The sequence below is a fragment of the Stenotrophomonas sp. STM01 genome, assembly GCF_014852135.1.
In the GTDB taxonomy this organism is placed as follows: Bacteria; Pseudomonadota; Gammaproteobacteria; order Xanthomonadales; family Xanthomonadaceae; genus Stenotrophomonas; species Stenotrophomonas capsici.
The window spans coordinates 1492150-1506303 of the sequence record NZ_JACVBA010000001.1 but is presented as its reverse complement, the minus strand read 5'-3'; the positions used below and the strand labels follow the sequence as shown (position 1 = coordinate 1506303).

Here is a 14154-nt window from a genome sequence, read left to right as displayed (position 1 = left end):
ATCGCAGCCTCACTGTGTATGCGAGGCCGATATCGATGGCGATCCGAATAGATAGTGGCGTTTTGTAAGAGATCGTCTCCAAATCCGGTTTAATGCCAGTCCCTAATGAGGCCTCTTCCGAGGATTGGGCTCTGGACATTTCGCGACTTGAGAAACGCGATCAATCGGTATTATAAACGTCCTGTCATCTTCCTGCTTGAGGCGGACATAGTATCTGGAGGATGTGGCGATGAGTACTCGAATGGGTCGAGTGCGTTGCGAATCCTCGCTGCCTGATTGCATTAGTTCTGAATAATCAGAAGCTGCGCCGGAAATGCTCATCTGTACGCAGCTCCTTCCTCCAGATGCGCTGCCTGATGCTATGGCGCCTGCCAGCCGGCCACCTGTAGCCGGGAATGCACAGAGTGCAACTACTAGTGCTAGACAGCTGTAAAAGGCGTTCGCTGCAATCTTTCCTTCCCTGCTTGCTCGTTCGATCAGATAAACCGCAAAAAGCTGAAATGATGCAATCAAGGCCATGCAGGCGATAAGGATTGCAAGGATAAGATAGAAGTTCTCTAAGTACGGGAGCCGGCTCAAGACCTGCTTCATTACTAGGATGCTTAGAAACATCTGCGTCCAGTTCGAAGCGATGGCGAACCAGGTCGATTCAAGCCAGTGCTTTCCTGCGGGGCGCTTCCTGCCGAGTAAGAACGAGGCAACAATAAACACTGCGAACGCTAATATGGCCGCGAGTGGCATTCCCCACGAGTCATGCCCTTCGTGCTTTGTCAAGAAGACAACAGCGATAGCGAGGATTACTCCCGGCAGCATTAAGGCGAGTAGCCAGCGGCGCGTTTTTTTCCATCGTGCTCTTCTGGATGATGCGAACACCCGGATGCTGCCGTCCTGCTCAGTAATCGCGCCCTCGAACATCACCGTGAGAGGTGCCAGTGCTAGAGCAAATAGAGCCAATGTGATGGTGGATATAATGGCGAGGAGCGACGGAAGCCCGGAAATAATGTCAGAAGAAAAAATGCTGAGTGGGATGCGTTCTGCTTGCAAGTAGTAGTAGATGCTAAGGCTGGGTAACGCTATGGCGATAGTCGCCAGCTTCACGGGATGGCTCTCCGCCCAGCGAAGGGAAATAGCGAGCTGTTCCATCCAGATGCGCGTGACGGCATTTTCTCTAGTGACCGGGGTTGATCCTTCTATCTTTCCGTTCATTGGACGTTCTCATGAGATGGTGGAAGCCTGCGTAGGAAACAAAATGGGTGATCATCTCTCCTGCGCATCAGCCAGCGGCCTAGCCGAGCTTCGGCGGCTGCTCGAAATCGGCTATTCCTCCACGGGACGTGGACTCCCCAGTTGCTTGTTAGAGCGACTGGTATCGCTTCTCAGTCGATTGGGCTCTCCCCTGGTGCGGCAGAGGACATGCACTGATGTGATATTCGACCATAGATTCAGCGTTTGAATCGATTCTCTCGGTGCCAGCGTAAATACGTCGAATGCGGGCATTGCTCCGCGTGGGCCGGGACAGTCAGCCGTCGCTTCGATGGGATCAGCTTATCCAGCTCGTTGGGAACTCCGGCTGGGGACAGCAGCACGTTGTACTGGTCATCAAAGCTAATCAGGCCCCGATCAAATAGCCAGTGCACAGTGGCGGTCAGCGCGATGCCGTTGCGCACGGTATCTGGACCGTCGGCTTCCACGGGGCGGATATGCGCGGCTTGCACTTCGGGCCGGCCGCCGCCGTTGATGAGACATAAGCCGGTTACTGCACAGGTATTGGAGTAAGCGTTGCGCACATGCTTGCGAAAGGCCCTGTCACGGAATCGCCGGGAGATGACCTGCTGGATGAGAGGGCGTGGAGTGGATTCGGGGACGTCGCTGTCCGCCTCGTCTGCCAGCTCCCATGGCTCCAGCGCAGAGGTGAAACCCGCTTTCAAGATCGTTTCAAACTCATCCGCGGGGATCAGTCGGACAGAGCGCCCAAATGCGCCCTTGTTGGTGCTGCCATCCTCCTTCTGCAACAGCGACTCGTAGTAGGTACCGCCCTCCTTGAAAGGAACGGCCCGGTCGAACTCAAGGAACTGATCCAAATAGGCGTAGAAGTGGCCGTCGAGCGTGCTGTCTGGCTCAATCTTGATGAGGCGTGCGACCGCAAAGTAAGCCTGTCGTCCGCCACTGCTGCTCCGCCCGGCATCGCGGCGGGGTTCGTAGTAGGCGATCAGATCGCCAACGGCCTGCGCGGCCTGGCCGTAGTAGGTCTTCGGGAAGTGATAACGCCGCTCGATCTGGTCGTCGTAACTAGAGCTTTCGGAAGCAGTAAAGATCGCATTCGCCATTCAGACTTTCCCCCTTTCGAGGGATGGTAGGCGAGCTGACTGGAATCTTCCATCTCAATGCGTGGGACGCGTCCAGGTCAGGCTTGCTGCTGGTTGGTTCTCGTGACTGATGGGATGAGAGAAAGCGTGAGTTACTCGGTGCTGGAGTACATGTACCGCGATGCAGGGAATTGGAAGACCCATGGCGTCGCTTTGCTGTTGGGCAATGTCGGGGCGTTGGAGGCGACGATTCGGTCTTGTTTAGATCCCGGGGAGTTGTTCGTGCCCGAGCAAGTGCTGCTGCCGGGGTTGCACCGCCGGCATTGGAATCAGTACGGCGACGGGCCCAACGACTTGGATCATGCATTCCACGAGTTCGTAGGATTGCGCGACGTTGGAAAGGAGGATGCTGAGCTTCAACCTCCCATTGGATCGACAGTGGAGGTTGCCGCACTCTTCCTGGAGGCGCGCGGCCGATGGGACGTCCGCTGCTCGCGGTACTTGAGAGAGATGTATTCCGGTTGGGTCGGTTGAGTTAGTACGGGCCCGAGGCCGGGTCGCCATGTCTGCGAAAGCATCCGACGATACTCGGGTGCTTGCATCAACCGGGATGATCGTAAGAGTCAGGTCCATCTCTCGCGTTGCCGATGTTCCATTACGGAGAGGGCCGGTTTAACGGTGCGATTGGGTACGATACGCGCCACCTGGTCTCTCCGCTCCGGATTCCGCTGCCCAGCCTGGTGGCCATCCGCGTTGTTCTGCACCTGCGCCTTTCAACCTCGACCACCCCATGATCGCCACCCTTCTCGTAGGCATGTTGTGTGTCTACCTGCTGAGCTTCACGGTGATGTTCCTGCTCATCAGCCGGCGGCTGCGCGGCGAGAAGATGGGCATGGACGCGTTTGCGGTGGGCAACCTCACGCTGGGCGTGGCCTACGTGCTGCAGCTGCTGGAGGGGCCAGCGGGTTGGAGCTGGATGAGCGTGGTCAACCATTCGCTCACGCTCTGCTCGCTGCTGGCGTACTGCGTGGGTGGGGCGCGCTTCTTTGGCCGTGCCATGCCCCTGCAATGGCCGTCGGTTGGCATTGGCGTGGGTTATGCCGTGGTGCAGGTGCTGGTGGATGCGGCGTGGGGTTCGGTGGCGCGCTATGCGCTGCTCGCGGCGACCTGTGCGCTGTGCTTCATCGGCATGGTGGCGGTGCTGTTGTACGGCGTGCGCACGTTCGCGCGCGACCTGCGCGGTGAGGTGCTGTTGTTCGCGCTGCTGATCAGTGGCATCTGCGTGCTCAATGTCATCAAGCTCATCAAGCTGCTCAGCGGCGGGCTGGCGGCGCTGAGCATGGATGGCCCGTTCCAGATGGTCTTCTATGTCTATATGTGCTCGCTGGCGACCATCCTGCCGCCGTCGATCGTGTGGCTGGTGTTGCGCCGTCTGACCGATGCGCTCCGTGGCATGGCCGCGCGTGATCCGCTGACCCAATTGCTCAACCGTCGCGGCCTGACCGAGGCTTTGGACGCCTGGTTCCGGCGGCCCAATGCCCGGGCTCGCCTGTTGCTGGTCGATGTCGACCACTTCAAGCGCATCAACGACAACTACGGCCACCACGTGGGCGACGCGGTGTTGTGTGGCGTGGCGGATGCGCTGCGTGGCGCGGTGCGCAAGGACGACCTGGTGTGCCGGCTGGGGGGCGAGGAATTCGCCGCCATCTGCATGGGCGCCGACGATGCGGCGGCACGGCGCGTGGCCGAGTGGGTGCGCGGTGCCATCCAGGACAAGGTGATGCTGCAAGGGCCCCGTTACGCCGGGCTGCGCTGCACGGTGACGGTGGGCGTGTCGCACTGCTTTGGCGACGAAGCCTCGCTGGAGCGCGCCATGCAGGACGCCGATGCCGCGCTCTATCGCGGCAAGCGCGCCGGGCGCAATCGCGTGGAGTGGGCGTCGCCGGTGGCGGATGCCCCGCCGGGAAGCGCGCCGATGAAGGCGGAAGCGGATGTGGCGCTTACCTGAGGCACAGGCCTGGCCGCGCGGGAGGGCGTGTGGCCTGACCGATTCCCGCCGCAGGGGAGGGAACCGGCACGGCCGTCCGTGCGTCGCGCGGCGGGGTCAGGCGGCCGGCGAAACCGGTCGCTGCATGCGGTCCTGCGCGCCGGCCTTCTTCCACGCGCGCAGGCCCATCGCCGCCAGTCCGACGAACACCAGGTACAGGCCCGCCGTGGCATGCAGCGACTTCACCGCGTACATGCCGACGTAAACCACGTCCACCACGATCCACAGCCACCAGGCGGCGGCGTGGCGGCGCGCCTGCCACCACTGCGCGACCAGGCTGAGTGCGGCGAGCATGGCGTCCAGCCACGGCAGGGCGGCGTTGGTCCAGCTGTGCATGGCCGCGCCCAGGGCAAGGCCGAAGGCGATGCCGATGCCCAGGTCGCGCGTCCACTGGCCGGTGGCCAAGGGCGCGATGACGATGCGGCCTTCGGCCTGCGTCTGTCTGCGCCAGTTGAGCCAGCCGTACAGCAGGAAGGCGGCGAACGCGCCCTGCAGCAGCGTGTCCGAGTACAGCCGGGCTTCGGTGAACACCAACGCGTACAGGCCCACCGACACCAGCCCCACCGGCCAGGCCAGCATCCGCCGCTGCGCCATCAGCCACACGCCGAGGATGCTGGCCGCGACCGCCGACCATTCCAGGATCGCCGGGTTCATAGCGCGATGGTCACCGACAGGCGCGCCTGCCGCGGTGCACCCGGGAACAGGTAGTAGTCACCGGAGCTGCTGCCGGTATCGCGCCAGTAGAAGCGGTTGAACACGTTGTCCACCGACAGGTTCCAGTTCACCGCGTGATCGCGCAGCCGCTGCTGGAAGCGCAGGCCGGCGTCCACCACGCTGTAGCTCGGCGCCCGCACGTGGCCGTCGGCGGTGGCGACGTTGGAAGAGGCATAGCGCCAGCCGCCGGTGATGCCCAGCCCTGCGGCGAAGGGCAGGGCGTAGTCGGCATGCAGGCTGGCGCGGCTGCTCGGCACATTGATCAGCGGGTGGCCTTCATACGCTGGCGTGCCGCTGTTGCGGGCGCGTGCGCGCAGTGCGGTGGCGCTGGCGGTGAGCTGCAGGCGCTCGGTGAGGTGGCCCTGTGCGCTCAGTTCCAGCCCGGTGTGGGTCTGCTGGCCTTCCTGCACGAAGGTGTAGCCGTAGGCGCTGTCGTCGGGCTTGGCGTACTGGAACGGCTGGTTGATGCGGAACAGCGCCGCGCTCAGCGTCAGCGCATCCGACGGGGTGTACTTGGCGCCGACCTCGACCTGGCGCGAGCGCACCGCCGGCAGGAAGGTGCCTTCATTGGTGGTCCAGAACGGTGCCTCCTGGCCGAGCGAAATGCCCTGCGCATAGCTGGCGTAGAGGTTGAGGTCGTCGTTGGCACTCCAGATCAGCGCGGTCTGCGGCAGGAACCGCGACAGCCGGCTGCTGCGTTCCAGGTTGCCGCGCTTGTCGAAGGCGCGCTCGTCCAGGCGCACGAAGCGGCCACCGGCCAGCAGCTGCCAATCGTCGGCGAAGGTCACGCGGTCGAGCACGAACAGCGACTTCTGCGTGCTGTCCAGGCGGCGCACTGACGGGCCCGGCTGCAGCGGCGAGGGTGCGAACTGCGGCACGTCCTTGTCGTGGATGTTGGCGGTACCCACGTACTCGTTGACGTTGCGGCGCTTGTCCACGGTGCGGTCGAAGTAGTCCGCGCCCACGGTCAGCTGGTGCGCGACGTTGCCGGTGCTGAACTGGCCACGCAGCTCGGCACGCAGCTGGCGGTTGCGGCGGGTGTCGTCCGGGCTGCGGTAGTCGTAGATGTCGTAGTCGCCGTTGGGCGCGAAATAGTTGCCCGGCACGCTGCCGTCGGCGCATTCGGCGGCGTAGTAGCAGCCGTAGGCGAAGGCGACGTTGTCGTCGATGACCGAGCGGCTGTAGCTGGCCGACACGCGTGACTGCCAGGCCTCGTTGAAGTCGAAGGTGTGCAGCGCGGTGAGGTTGGTGCTGTCGATGCCGACCGGCGCCTGCCATGCCTGGTGGCCGAGCATCTTCTTGCGGTCAACGTTGCGTGGCAGGGTGGTGGCGCCCAGCAACTGGTAGCCCGACGCCGAGCGCTGTGCGCTGGTCTGGTAGTTGGCATCCACTTCCAGCTTGCCGCGCTCGCCGATCAGCCAGTCGGTGGCCAGTGCGTAGAAGTTGCGGCGGCCGTCGGCATTGTCGATATAGGAGTTGCTGTCATCCCACGCGGCGTTGAAGCGCAGGCCGATGCGCGGCGTCACCCAATGGCCGACATCGACCGCGGCATAGCGGCTGCCTTCCGAATCGGTGCCGAGGGTGACGGTGCGTACTTCGGCCGGGCGCTTGCCCACGTAGTTGATGACGCCGCCGGGGGCGATCACGCCAGCGGCCAGGCCGGCCTCGCCCTTGAGGATTTCCACCTGCTGCACGTTCTCCAGCGCCAGGCGCTGCTCGCCGGCCATGCTCAGGCCGTTGAAGCGGTAGCCGGTGGCCGTATCCAGCGCGAAGCCGCGGATGGCGATGTTCTGGTAATAGCCGACCGGCGCGTAGGCGTCGCCAAGCGACGCATCGTTGTAGGCCAGCTCGGACAGCGTGCGCACGTGGCGGCTGTCGAGCAGCTCGCGGTCCAGCACGGTGATCGACGCCGGGGTGTTCTTCCAGTCACCGGCGCCGAAGCTGTTGGACTGGGTGTTCCCGGCATGCGGCTGCTCGGCCTGCACGCGCACCGCGGCCAGCTCGGTGGGCGAGCGCTCGGCGGCGGTTTCGAGGTTGCTGGCGTACAGCGGCAAGGCCGCGCTCAGGGCAGCGCTCAACAGCGAGATTCGGTAGCAGCGGTTCATTCGTTTCGTCATCAGCCGGTGGGGGGAGACGAAGCGAAGGCGCGCACGCGCAACCGGCCATGGAGGCGGTGTGCCTGCTGCTCAAAGCTCCCTACGCCGGTGCAAACCGGATCAGGTTCCAAGGGACTCTCTCAGCCTGCGAAAACCAGGCACCCCCGCTTCAGGCGCGTATTTGACCACAAACGGTACGGATTTGCGCCCCGTTGGTATTCAGGCAGCGGCGTGCAGGGCGGACAGCAGGGCCTGGCCGTCGGCGCTGCCGAACCAGCGGGCGTGGCCGAGCAGGAAGTCGTAGTAGGCGATATCGGCATTGGCGGTGGAGCCGGTGATGCCGTGGAAGTACTCCACTTCGGACAGTGCGAAGTCCAAATGCACGATGGGCAGCAGATCGGCCAGCAGGTGCACCTGGGCGGCCGGGAGCGGGCGCACCTGCCGGTAGCCGTCGAGCAGGGCCAGTGCGGTATCCACATGCACGGCAGCCATGCCGCGCTCCAGTTCCAGCCAGGCGATGGCATTGCGCTCGATGGCGGTGGCCAGGTCGAACAGCGCGCTGGTTGGCGAGGCCAACCCGAAGTCGAGCACGCTGGCGATCCGCGTCGCCTCGTCCTCGCGCCGCCACAGCAGGTTGGAGACATGCCAATCGTTGTGTGCCCACAGGCGTGGCTCGGCCTGCAGGCGCGCGGCCAAGCCGTTGTGCCAGGGCAGCACATCCTGCTGCAGCTCCTGCAGCCATGGGCGCCGGGACAGGTAGTCGTGCAGGGCCGGGCGCGTGGAGGCGTCGCGTGCCAGCAGCGCGATGGGGTCTGGGCTGCGGATCAGGTCATCGCGGGCGACCAGAATGTGGGTGTCGCGCTGTGGCGCGGTGTAGCTCTCCGCTGCGTGGTGCAGCGTGGCCAGCATGCGACCGGCCTCGCGTGCCTGGGCGAGGTCGGTAAGCGGCGTCCATGAGGGCGCATCGCGGTACAGGTCGTCCCCCTCGCCGACGGCATGCAGCTCGTAGGTCCAGCCTTCGTGCGCAAGGGCGGTGGCTCCGCTGCGGTCCGCCAGCACGTCAACTACGGGCATACCTGCCTGGGCCAGGTGCGCGATGAAGCGGTGCTCCTCGGCCAGCGTGGCGGCGGTGCGGACGCGGTGATGGTGGCGCTTGATGAAGACCCTGCCATTGATGCCTCGCGCGATGGCCGCGGCGGACATCGGGCGTGGGCTATGCCAGATCACCGTTGCCGTGGCGTCCAGCTGCGGGAAGCGCGTCGCCAGCCATGCGATCTCGCCGGCGCTGATCGCAGGCCAGTCGGCCGGCACCTCGTCGTTGTTGAGGCCTTGGACGCGGTGAGGGGAGGTGGTCATGGCAAAACGGGGCAGGCGTGGCGGTGCAGGGGCGACAGGGTAGCGCGTCGGGCCGGCAAGGGGAGGGGACGTGCGGCAACGCCCCCCTCCCGCATGGGGGAGGGGGGCGCCATGAGCGGATGACCGGAGTCCGAATGCGCGGGGCAGGGGAATGCCTCCCATCCATCTCGCCTGGCCCGCAGAGGGTGGCCGACACGTTCATGCCCGCGGCCAACTGGGCAGAAGCCCCCTACAGGCAAGTGAAGCGGGACGTCATCGGATGCTGCAGTTGATCGTCTCGCCATTCCAGCTGCACGACATCCGGTTGCGTCCCGCGGCGGAGCCTCCAATCGGGACACCGTAGAGACGGGCGGATTCGATCCAGCGTTCCAGATTCCGCGAGCCCTCCCGGCCTTCGCCGAAGTAGTAGTTGCCTGCGTACTCCGGTGCGGTATCGCGGGTGGCGATGGTTGCGTCCGGAAACTTGTTGCCGAGACTGTCGCGACTCTCGCCAGTCACGTACTTCGCCTCTCCCACGTTGTCCACGCTGACCCGATAGACGGTCCGTGAGCCGTCGCGCCAGTTGACCATCACGATGATGGACCCGGCACCGCGCAGGGAGCCCCAGGAAAGCGCCAGCTCCTGCAGGGTGAGTGCAACTGAGTTCCAGGCCGCGCTGGTGGTGTTTGCGCCGGCGAGGTCCAGGGCGATTTCCCTGCCGAACCGGGTCCGTGACGTGGCGGACATGACGATGTCACCGGCGCTGAAGTTCTTGTAGGCATCCGGAAAGCGGATGCCCGTGGGGTTGGAGAACTGGGGGTCATCCGGGTGGGCCGTGACCACCAGCCCGCCCTTCGAATCCTTGGAGCGCCCACGTGCTGCCTCATCTGCCGGCGCGGGACCACCGAAGCCTGGGTAACCATTGGTCGGTTGGGAGGAAGGGGCCGCAGCGGCCGCGTCAAGAACCCGGTAGAACGCCGCCGAGATCTTCGCTGGAACGGTGACACGGAGGGTGCGCCAACGCTTGAACTCCCTGTCGTACTCGACATCGTAGGCGGTCAGCTTGGCGCTTTCGAAGTCGACGACCACGGTAATACCCGGCCCTTTGGAAATGGCAGCATTGACGGTGGACGGGCAGCGGTTGCATTCGACCACCCCGCCGGCGATCGCGGGAGTGGAGGTGAGCAGCACGGTAGCGGCGAAGAGCAGGCCAGCGAATGTGGATCGGATCCTTTCCATGGAACGAACTCCAGAAGCGGCTCATGCCGCACGGAAATGGTCAGTGCCAGCTGCTGCTGGATTCAATCCGAAACGCTGCGGACTAGTGCCCCGCGACGGGTCAGGGGACTGGGACTTGCAGGGGCAGGAAACGTGCCAACCTGCAGGAGCGGCCTGCTCCGCCCCCCTCCCGCATGCGGGGAGAGGGGCGGGCTGAGGGAAGGGCCTCAATTTCCGGTCCGCGCGGCCGATGTTGTCTCCGGCGATGCGCTATCGTGCGCCGCCCTTTCCCCTTCCGGCGATCCGCTTTTCGAAATGGAGTTCGTACTCATGTCCCCCCGCGCCCTGTTGCTGGCCCTGGCCAGCGTTTCCTTCATCGATGCATCGGCCGCACAGGCGCAGGCATCGCCGGTTGCGCCCGCGAGCGTCGAGCGTCCGGCCCGCATCCGCCTGTTCGGGCAGAACGGCGTTGGCCTGACCATGTTCACCAACGCCCACTGCGAGGATGCCTACGAGGAGGAAATCGAGGGTTCGGGTGCGGTGTCGCTCGGCTTCAAGGCACTGGTCGGCAAGCGCCAGCCCAATGTCTCCATTGGCATCCCGCAGAGCGATACCACGCGCACGCTGGAAGACCGCAACCGGTTGATGGCCAACCCTTACTACACCGAGTTCGTGCTGGTGCCGGGACAGCCGGTGGCATTGCAGGCGCAGATCGCCAGCGGCGCCGGGTTGAGCTGCGGGCGCGGACGCGGGGTGCAGGTCAGCTTCGTCCCCGAGGCGGGCGTGGACTACGAGGGCGACATGATCCGCGACTTCGATGCCATGCGATGCGGGATTGCGGTGCGCCAGGTCGCTGCCGACGGCAGCCTCAGCCCGGTTCAGACCGCGCCGTGGCCGAAGAAGTGCGACGCGCCGCCCCGTCCGGCGCCGTCGTTGATGACGCTGTTCCTCGATGCCGACCAGCTGCAGTATCGGTTGGCCGAGGAAGGGGCCGAGGTGGATTCCATCGACAACGACAAGGGCGGCATCGAAGACCTTGAGGAGATGTTGCAGGAAGCACCGCTGGCTGCCGGCGTGGGGCTGTGTATCGTGAGCGACGAGGCGCTGGATGCCAGCGCGCTCGGCGCCAAACTCCCCGGCCTGCTGGAGGCGCGTGGGGTGGCCGACCGTGTGGTGCGGTTCCGTACCGGCGCGCTGGAAGCGGAATGGGGGCTCACCGCGCAGCATCCCTTGAGCTTCGCACTGGCCGAATACTACTGCCGCGCCGCCAGCGGCCAGCGCTGAACCCGGGGGCACTGGGTGGGGCGGGGGGAATGCGTGCATCATTCCCCCATGCAGCCCACCCTCGACCATCTTCGCCGGTATGCCATCGCCCGCTCGCTGTTCACGCCGACCACGCTGATGCGGGCGATCGGCAAGCTTGGCTTTGTCCAGGCCGATCCGATCCGAGCGCCGGCGCGTGCGCAGGACCTGACCCTGCGCCACCGTGTCACCGGCTATCGCGCCGGTGAGCTGGAGCGCCGCTATCCACGGCTGGCGCTGGAAGAGGATTTCTTCGTCAACTACGGCTTCCTGCCGCGCGCGCACCATGCCTTGATGCACCCGCGCCAGGCGCGGGTGGTGTGGACGCCGGCGCGCTGGAAACAGGCGCATGCGGTGCGCGAGTTCATCGCCGAACGTGGCGTGGTGCATCCGCGCGAGGTCGATGCGCAGTTCGCCCACGGCAAGACCACCAACTGGTTTGGCGGCTCGTCCAATGCCAGCACCGAGCTGCTGGACGGCATGCATTACCGCGGATTGCTGCGGGTGGCACGGCGCGACGGCGGAACCCGCGTGTATGCGCTGCGCCAGGGCGATGCGACGCCGGTGACGGCGGAGGTTGCACAGGCCCGGCTGGACGCCCTGCTCGACATCATCGTGGGCAAGTACGCACCGCTGCCGGCGGCCAGCCTGGGCCAACTGCTGGGCCACCTGCGCAGCGGCGTGCCGCAATGGCAGGGGCTGCGTGCCGATGCGCTGAAGCGTGCACGGCAGCGCCTTGGCACGGTACGCGTGGAGGGCGTGGACTGGTTCTGGCCCGAGGGCGAGAACCCGGCCTCGGCGCGTTGGAAGCCCGATGACGCGGTGCGGCTGCTGACGCCGTTCGATCCGGTGGTCTGGGACCGGCGCCGCTTCGAACAGTTCTGGGGATGGGCGTATCGCTTCGAGGCCTACACCCCACCGGCCAAGCGCAAGCTCGGTTACTACGCCCTGCCGTTGCTGTGGGGCGAGCAGGTGATCGGCTGGGGCAACCTTGGGGTGGCTGGCGGCCAGCTGCAGGCGCAGCTGGGCTACGTGGCCGGGCGGGCACCGCGTGACGCCGCATTCCGGCGCGGGCTGGAGGATGAGCTGGCGCGGATGCGGGTGTTCCTGGGGTTGGACCCATGACAACGGAGCGGCGCCGCGCGGCGCGCGCCCTCAAGGAGAGCGGCAGGCAATGAAGCAGGCGACAGCGGCGATGCGCAGCAGCACGGTACACATGGCGGTGGCGTTCCTGGGCATGGGCGGTTGGGCGGTGTTCGCCAACAGTGCGCATCCGATGCCACGCCCACTGATCGCCGGCGTGGTGCAGGGCACCCTGTCGGCGCTGATCACGTTGTTCCTGAAGCGGATGATCGAGGCCATGTCGGTGCGCCTGCCGGGCAGCGTGGGCGGGTGGCTGCCGCCGGTGGTGGCGATGACGGTATCGCTGGTCCTGCTGACCATCCTGCATTGGCTGGCCGGTACGCCGGAAATCGCGCGAACCATCGCGGTGCCGCTGTCGGTGACCACGGTGTACTCGAGCTTCTACAACCTGGCGCTGCGGCGGGGAGCCAGCGCAGCGCGGTAGTTCGCGACGGTTACGGTGCCATGCCGGTCAGCGCGACTGCCGGCAGTACAGCGGGTAGTGTTCGATCCGGCCGACGCCGTCGATGGCGGCCCGCACGTCGGCGCGGGCGAGGAACGCGTCCTGCCGCTGCTGGGGAACCTGCTCGCCGGGCAGTAGTGGTGACTGCAGGCAGTCCTGGGCCCAGTCCAGCACGTCGTTGCGCCTGTCCGGCCGGGCCAGCAGCTGCCGCATGAAGGCCAGGGCCTGCTCCGGCTCGACCTGGATCAACGCATCCAGATACGGCATGGGCGCATCATCGCGCAGCGCGTGCAGTTCCTTCAGCGCCTTCTTCTGCTGGCGGCTGTCGTCCTGCTGCAGGGCGGCGCAGTGGCGCACATGGGCCGCCACCGCCTTGCCATAGTTGCTCAGGTTGGCCAGCGGCGCGGCGGCGACGACGCGTATGGCTTCGGCGGCATTGCCGTTGGCGCATTCGAATTCGCCCAGGTTCAACACCTGGCTGATGTTCTCCTCGCCATTCTCGCTGAGCTGGCTGGCGCGACGCATTTCAGCGATGGCTTCCTCGGTGCGTCCCATCCGGCGCTGTGCGATGGCCTTGTTGTTCATCAGCCAGACCTGCTGGTCCATGTCGCTGAAGGCCGGCTTGTCGGTGCTGGCGGCGGCGATCCGGGCGACGGCGGCGTCGGACAGCGCGATGGCGTCCTCGTTGCGGCCGGCCAGCAACAGGGCACTGCTCAGGTGCAGCAGCGGCTCCAGGCGGTCGGGGAACACCTGGGTGCGGGTGCGCAGCAGGGCGATCTGGCGATCGACCGCCAGGGCGACGTCGAAGCGCGGGCGGTCGCGGTTGAACACCGGGTCGAAACGCTTGTCCGCGCGCATCGAGATCAGGAACTCCGGCTCCTGGATACGCTGGACCACGGCACGCGCGGCCTCCACGTTGCCCTGCTCCAGGCGTGCGCGCGCCAGCCGGAACCAGATGGCGCCCGGGGTGTTGGAGCTGCCGCCCTTCCAGTTGGCATCGAACAGGGCCTGCTGGAAGCCGATGCGTGCCGGGCTGCGGGTATCGCCGTGGGTGGCCAGCATGAACAGCAGTTCGGGACGGGTGTTGTCCAGGTATTCCGGCCAGCGTGCGGCGAACTCGGTCATGGCCTCGGCGGCGCCGTCCATGTCGTCCTTCTGCATCGCCACGCCGGCCATGCGGTACCAATCATCCGGGTTGTCGCTGTCCAGCCGGGCCAGCTCCGCATACCGTTGCGAGGCGACGTCCAGGCGGTCGTTCTGCCAGGCAACCAGTGCCGCGCGTGACAGCAGGCGGTTGCGCTCGGCGGGTGGCAGACCGGCATAGTCCGGGTCGGCCAGCAGCCGGTCCAGCAGCGCATCGGCGCGGCTGCCGGGTTCGTCGGCGGCGATGGCCAGGGCCTCGGCGACGCGCTGCCGGTAGAACACATCCGCTGCGGGCGCGGCGATGGCCGTGCCGGAAACACAGCCGAACAGAACGGCCAGCATGGCCATGTGCCTGAGAGTCATCCGCCCATCCCATCCCCTTGGAGTCCTTGGATTGTGGCACGCGAA

General features: G+C 65.7%; 12 protein-coding genes and 1 riboswitch. Of the genes, 5 read left to right on the top strand and 7 right to left on the bottom strand.

Annotated features, from left to right (window positions below):
• Window positions 1-102 precede the first annotated feature (102 nt).
• Window positions 103-1206 carry a hypothetical protein gene (locus IB227_RS06975; protein ID WP_192286770.1) on the bottom strand — a complete coding sequence of 368 codons (1104 nt, stop codon included), beginning with the start codon at window positions 1204-1206 and terminating at the stop codon, window positions 103-105.
• A 236-nt stretch (window positions 1207-1442) separates the two neighbouring features.
• Window positions 1443-2327, bottom strand: coding sequence for an HNH endonuclease (locus IB227_RS06970; RefSeq protein WP_192286769.1), 885 nt, complete (start codon window positions 2325-2327; stop codon window positions 1443-1445).
• Between the two features lie 126 nt (window positions 2328-2453).
• Here IB227_RS06970 and IB227_RS06965 point away from each other — a divergent pair, with 126 nt between their 5' ends.
• Entirely contained in the window at window positions 2454-2840 is a 387-nt protein-coding gene (locus tag IB227_RS06965; RefSeq protein WP_192286768.1) for a hypothetical protein, read from the top strand.
• A 256-nt stretch (window positions 2841-3096) separates the two neighbouring features.
• Window positions 3097-4314 carry a GGDEF domain-containing protein gene (locus IB227_RS06960; protein ID WP_192286767.1) on the top strand — a complete coding sequence of 406 codons (1218 nt, stop codon included), beginning with the start codon at window positions 3097-3099 and terminating at the stop codon, window positions 4312-4314.
• 96 nt (window positions 4315-4410) lie between these two features.
• On the opposite strand, the gene pnuC is transcribed toward IB227_RS06960, so the two are convergent.
• The 4 genes from pnuC to IB227_RS06940 form a co-directional block, all read right to left on the bottom strand.
• Window positions 4411-5007 carry a nicotinamide riboside transporter PnuC gene (gene pnuC, locus IB227_RS06955; protein WP_192286766.1) on the bottom strand — a complete coding sequence of 199 codons (597 nt, stop codon included), beginning with the start codon at window positions 5005-5007 and terminating at the stop codon, window positions 4411-4413.
• A complete protein-coding gene (locus tag IB227_RS06950; protein ID WP_192286765.1) occupies window positions 5004-7172 on the bottom strand; it encodes a TonB-dependent siderophore receptor in 2169 nt (722 codons plus the stop codon). The genes pnuC and IB227_RS06950 overlap by 4 nt, the downstream gene beginning before the upstream one ends.
• A 71-nt stretch (window positions 7173-7243) precedes the next feature.
• A riboswitch (TPP riboswitch) is annotated at window positions 7244-7339 on the bottom strand.
• Between the two features lie 43 nt (window positions 7340-7382).
• Window positions 7383-8519, bottom strand: a complete 1137-nt coding sequence (locus tag IB227_RS06945; protein WP_192286764.1) for a phosphotransferase — start codon at window positions 8517-8519, stop codon at window positions 7383-7385.
• A 252-nt stretch (window positions 8520-8771) separates the two neighbouring features.
• The gene (locus tag IB227_RS06940) at window positions 8772-9737 is read right to left on the bottom strand and encodes a heavy metal-associated domain-containing protein (RefSeq protein ID WP_192286763.1); all 966 of its coding nucleotides are present in this window, start codon (window positions 9735-9737) and stop codon (window positions 8772-8774) included.
• 309 nt (window positions 9738-10046) lie between these two features.
• Here IB227_RS06940 and IB227_RS06935 point away from each other — a divergent pair, with 309 nt between their 5' ends.
• From IB227_RS06935 to IB227_RS06925, 3 genes are read left to right on the top strand one after another with little or no spacing between them, the layout of a single operon-like run.
• Window positions 10047-11000 carry a hypothetical protein gene (locus tag IB227_RS06935; protein WP_192286762.1) on the top strand — a complete coding sequence of 318 codons (954 nt, stop codon included), beginning with the start codon at window positions 10047-10049 and terminating at the stop codon, window positions 10998-11000.
• A 48-nt stretch (window positions 11001-11048) separates the two neighbouring features.
• Window positions 11049-12143 (top strand): crosslink repair DNA glycosylase YcaQ family protein, encoded by a 1095-nt coding sequence (locus IB227_RS06930; protein WP_192286761.1) that lies wholly within the window; start codon window positions 11049-11051, stop codon window positions 12141-12143.
• A gap of 49 nt (window positions 12144-12192) precedes the next feature.
• Window positions 12193-12585 carry a hypothetical protein gene (locus IB227_RS06925; RefSeq protein WP_192286760.1) on the top strand — a complete coding sequence of 131 codons (393 nt, stop codon included), beginning with the start codon at window positions 12193-12195 and terminating at the stop codon, window positions 12583-12585.
• Window positions 12586-12612: 27 nt separating this feature from the next.
• Here the strand turns inward: IB227_RS06925 and IB227_RS06920 are convergent, their stop codons facing one another.
• Window positions 12613-14109, bottom strand: coding sequence for a tetratricopeptide repeat protein (locus IB227_RS06920; protein WP_192286759.1), 1497 nt, complete (start codon window positions 14107-14109; stop codon window positions 12613-12615).
• Between the last annotated feature and the right edge of the window lie 45 nt (window positions 14110-14154).

Bases quoted from the DNA above. Each gene is read 5' to 3' on its own strand.
- IB227_RS06975 (WP_192286770.1), bottom strand. From the start codon at position 1,206: ATGAACGGAAAGATAGAAGGATCAACCCCGGTCACTAGAGAAAATGCC.
- IB227_RS06970 (WP_192286769.1), bottom strand. From the start codon at position 2,327: ATGGCGAATGCGATCTTTACTGCTTCCGAAAGCTCTAGTTACGACGAC.
- IB227_RS06960 (WP_192286767.1), top strand. From the start codon at position 3,097: ATGATCGCCACCCTTCTCGTAGGCATGTTGTGTGTCTACCTGCTGAGC.
- pnuC (WP_192286766.1), bottom strand. From the start codon at position 5,007: ATGAACCCGGCGATCCTGGAATGGTCGGCGGTCGCGGCCAGCATCCTC.
- IB227_RS06950 (WP_192286765.1), bottom strand. From the start codon at position 7,172: ATGAACCGCTGCTACCGAATCTCGCTGTTGAGCGCTGCCCTGAGCGCG.
- IB227_RS06945 (WP_192286764.1), bottom strand. From the start codon at position 8,519: ATGACCACCTCCCCTCACCGCGTCCAAGGCCTCAACAACGACGAGGTG.
- IB227_RS06940 (WP_192286763.1), bottom strand. From the start codon at position 9,737: ATGGAAAGGATCCGATCCACATTCGCTGGCCTGCTCTTCGCCGCTACC.
- IB227_RS06935 (WP_192286762.1), top strand. From the start codon at position 10,047: ATGTCCCCCCGCGCCCTGTTGCTGGCCCTGGCCAGCGTTTCCTTCATC.
- IB227_RS06930 (WP_192286761.1), top strand. From the start codon at position 11,049: ATGCAGCCCACCCTCGACCATCTTCGCCGGTATGCCATCGCCCGCTCG.
- IB227_RS06925 (WP_192286760.1), top strand. From the start codon at position 12,193: ATGAAGCAGGCGACAGCGGCGATGCGCAGCAGCACGGTACACATGGCG.
- IB227_RS06920 (WP_192286759.1), bottom strand. From the start codon at position 14,109: ATGACTCTCAGGCACATGGCCATGCTGGCCGTTCTGTTCGGCTGTGTT.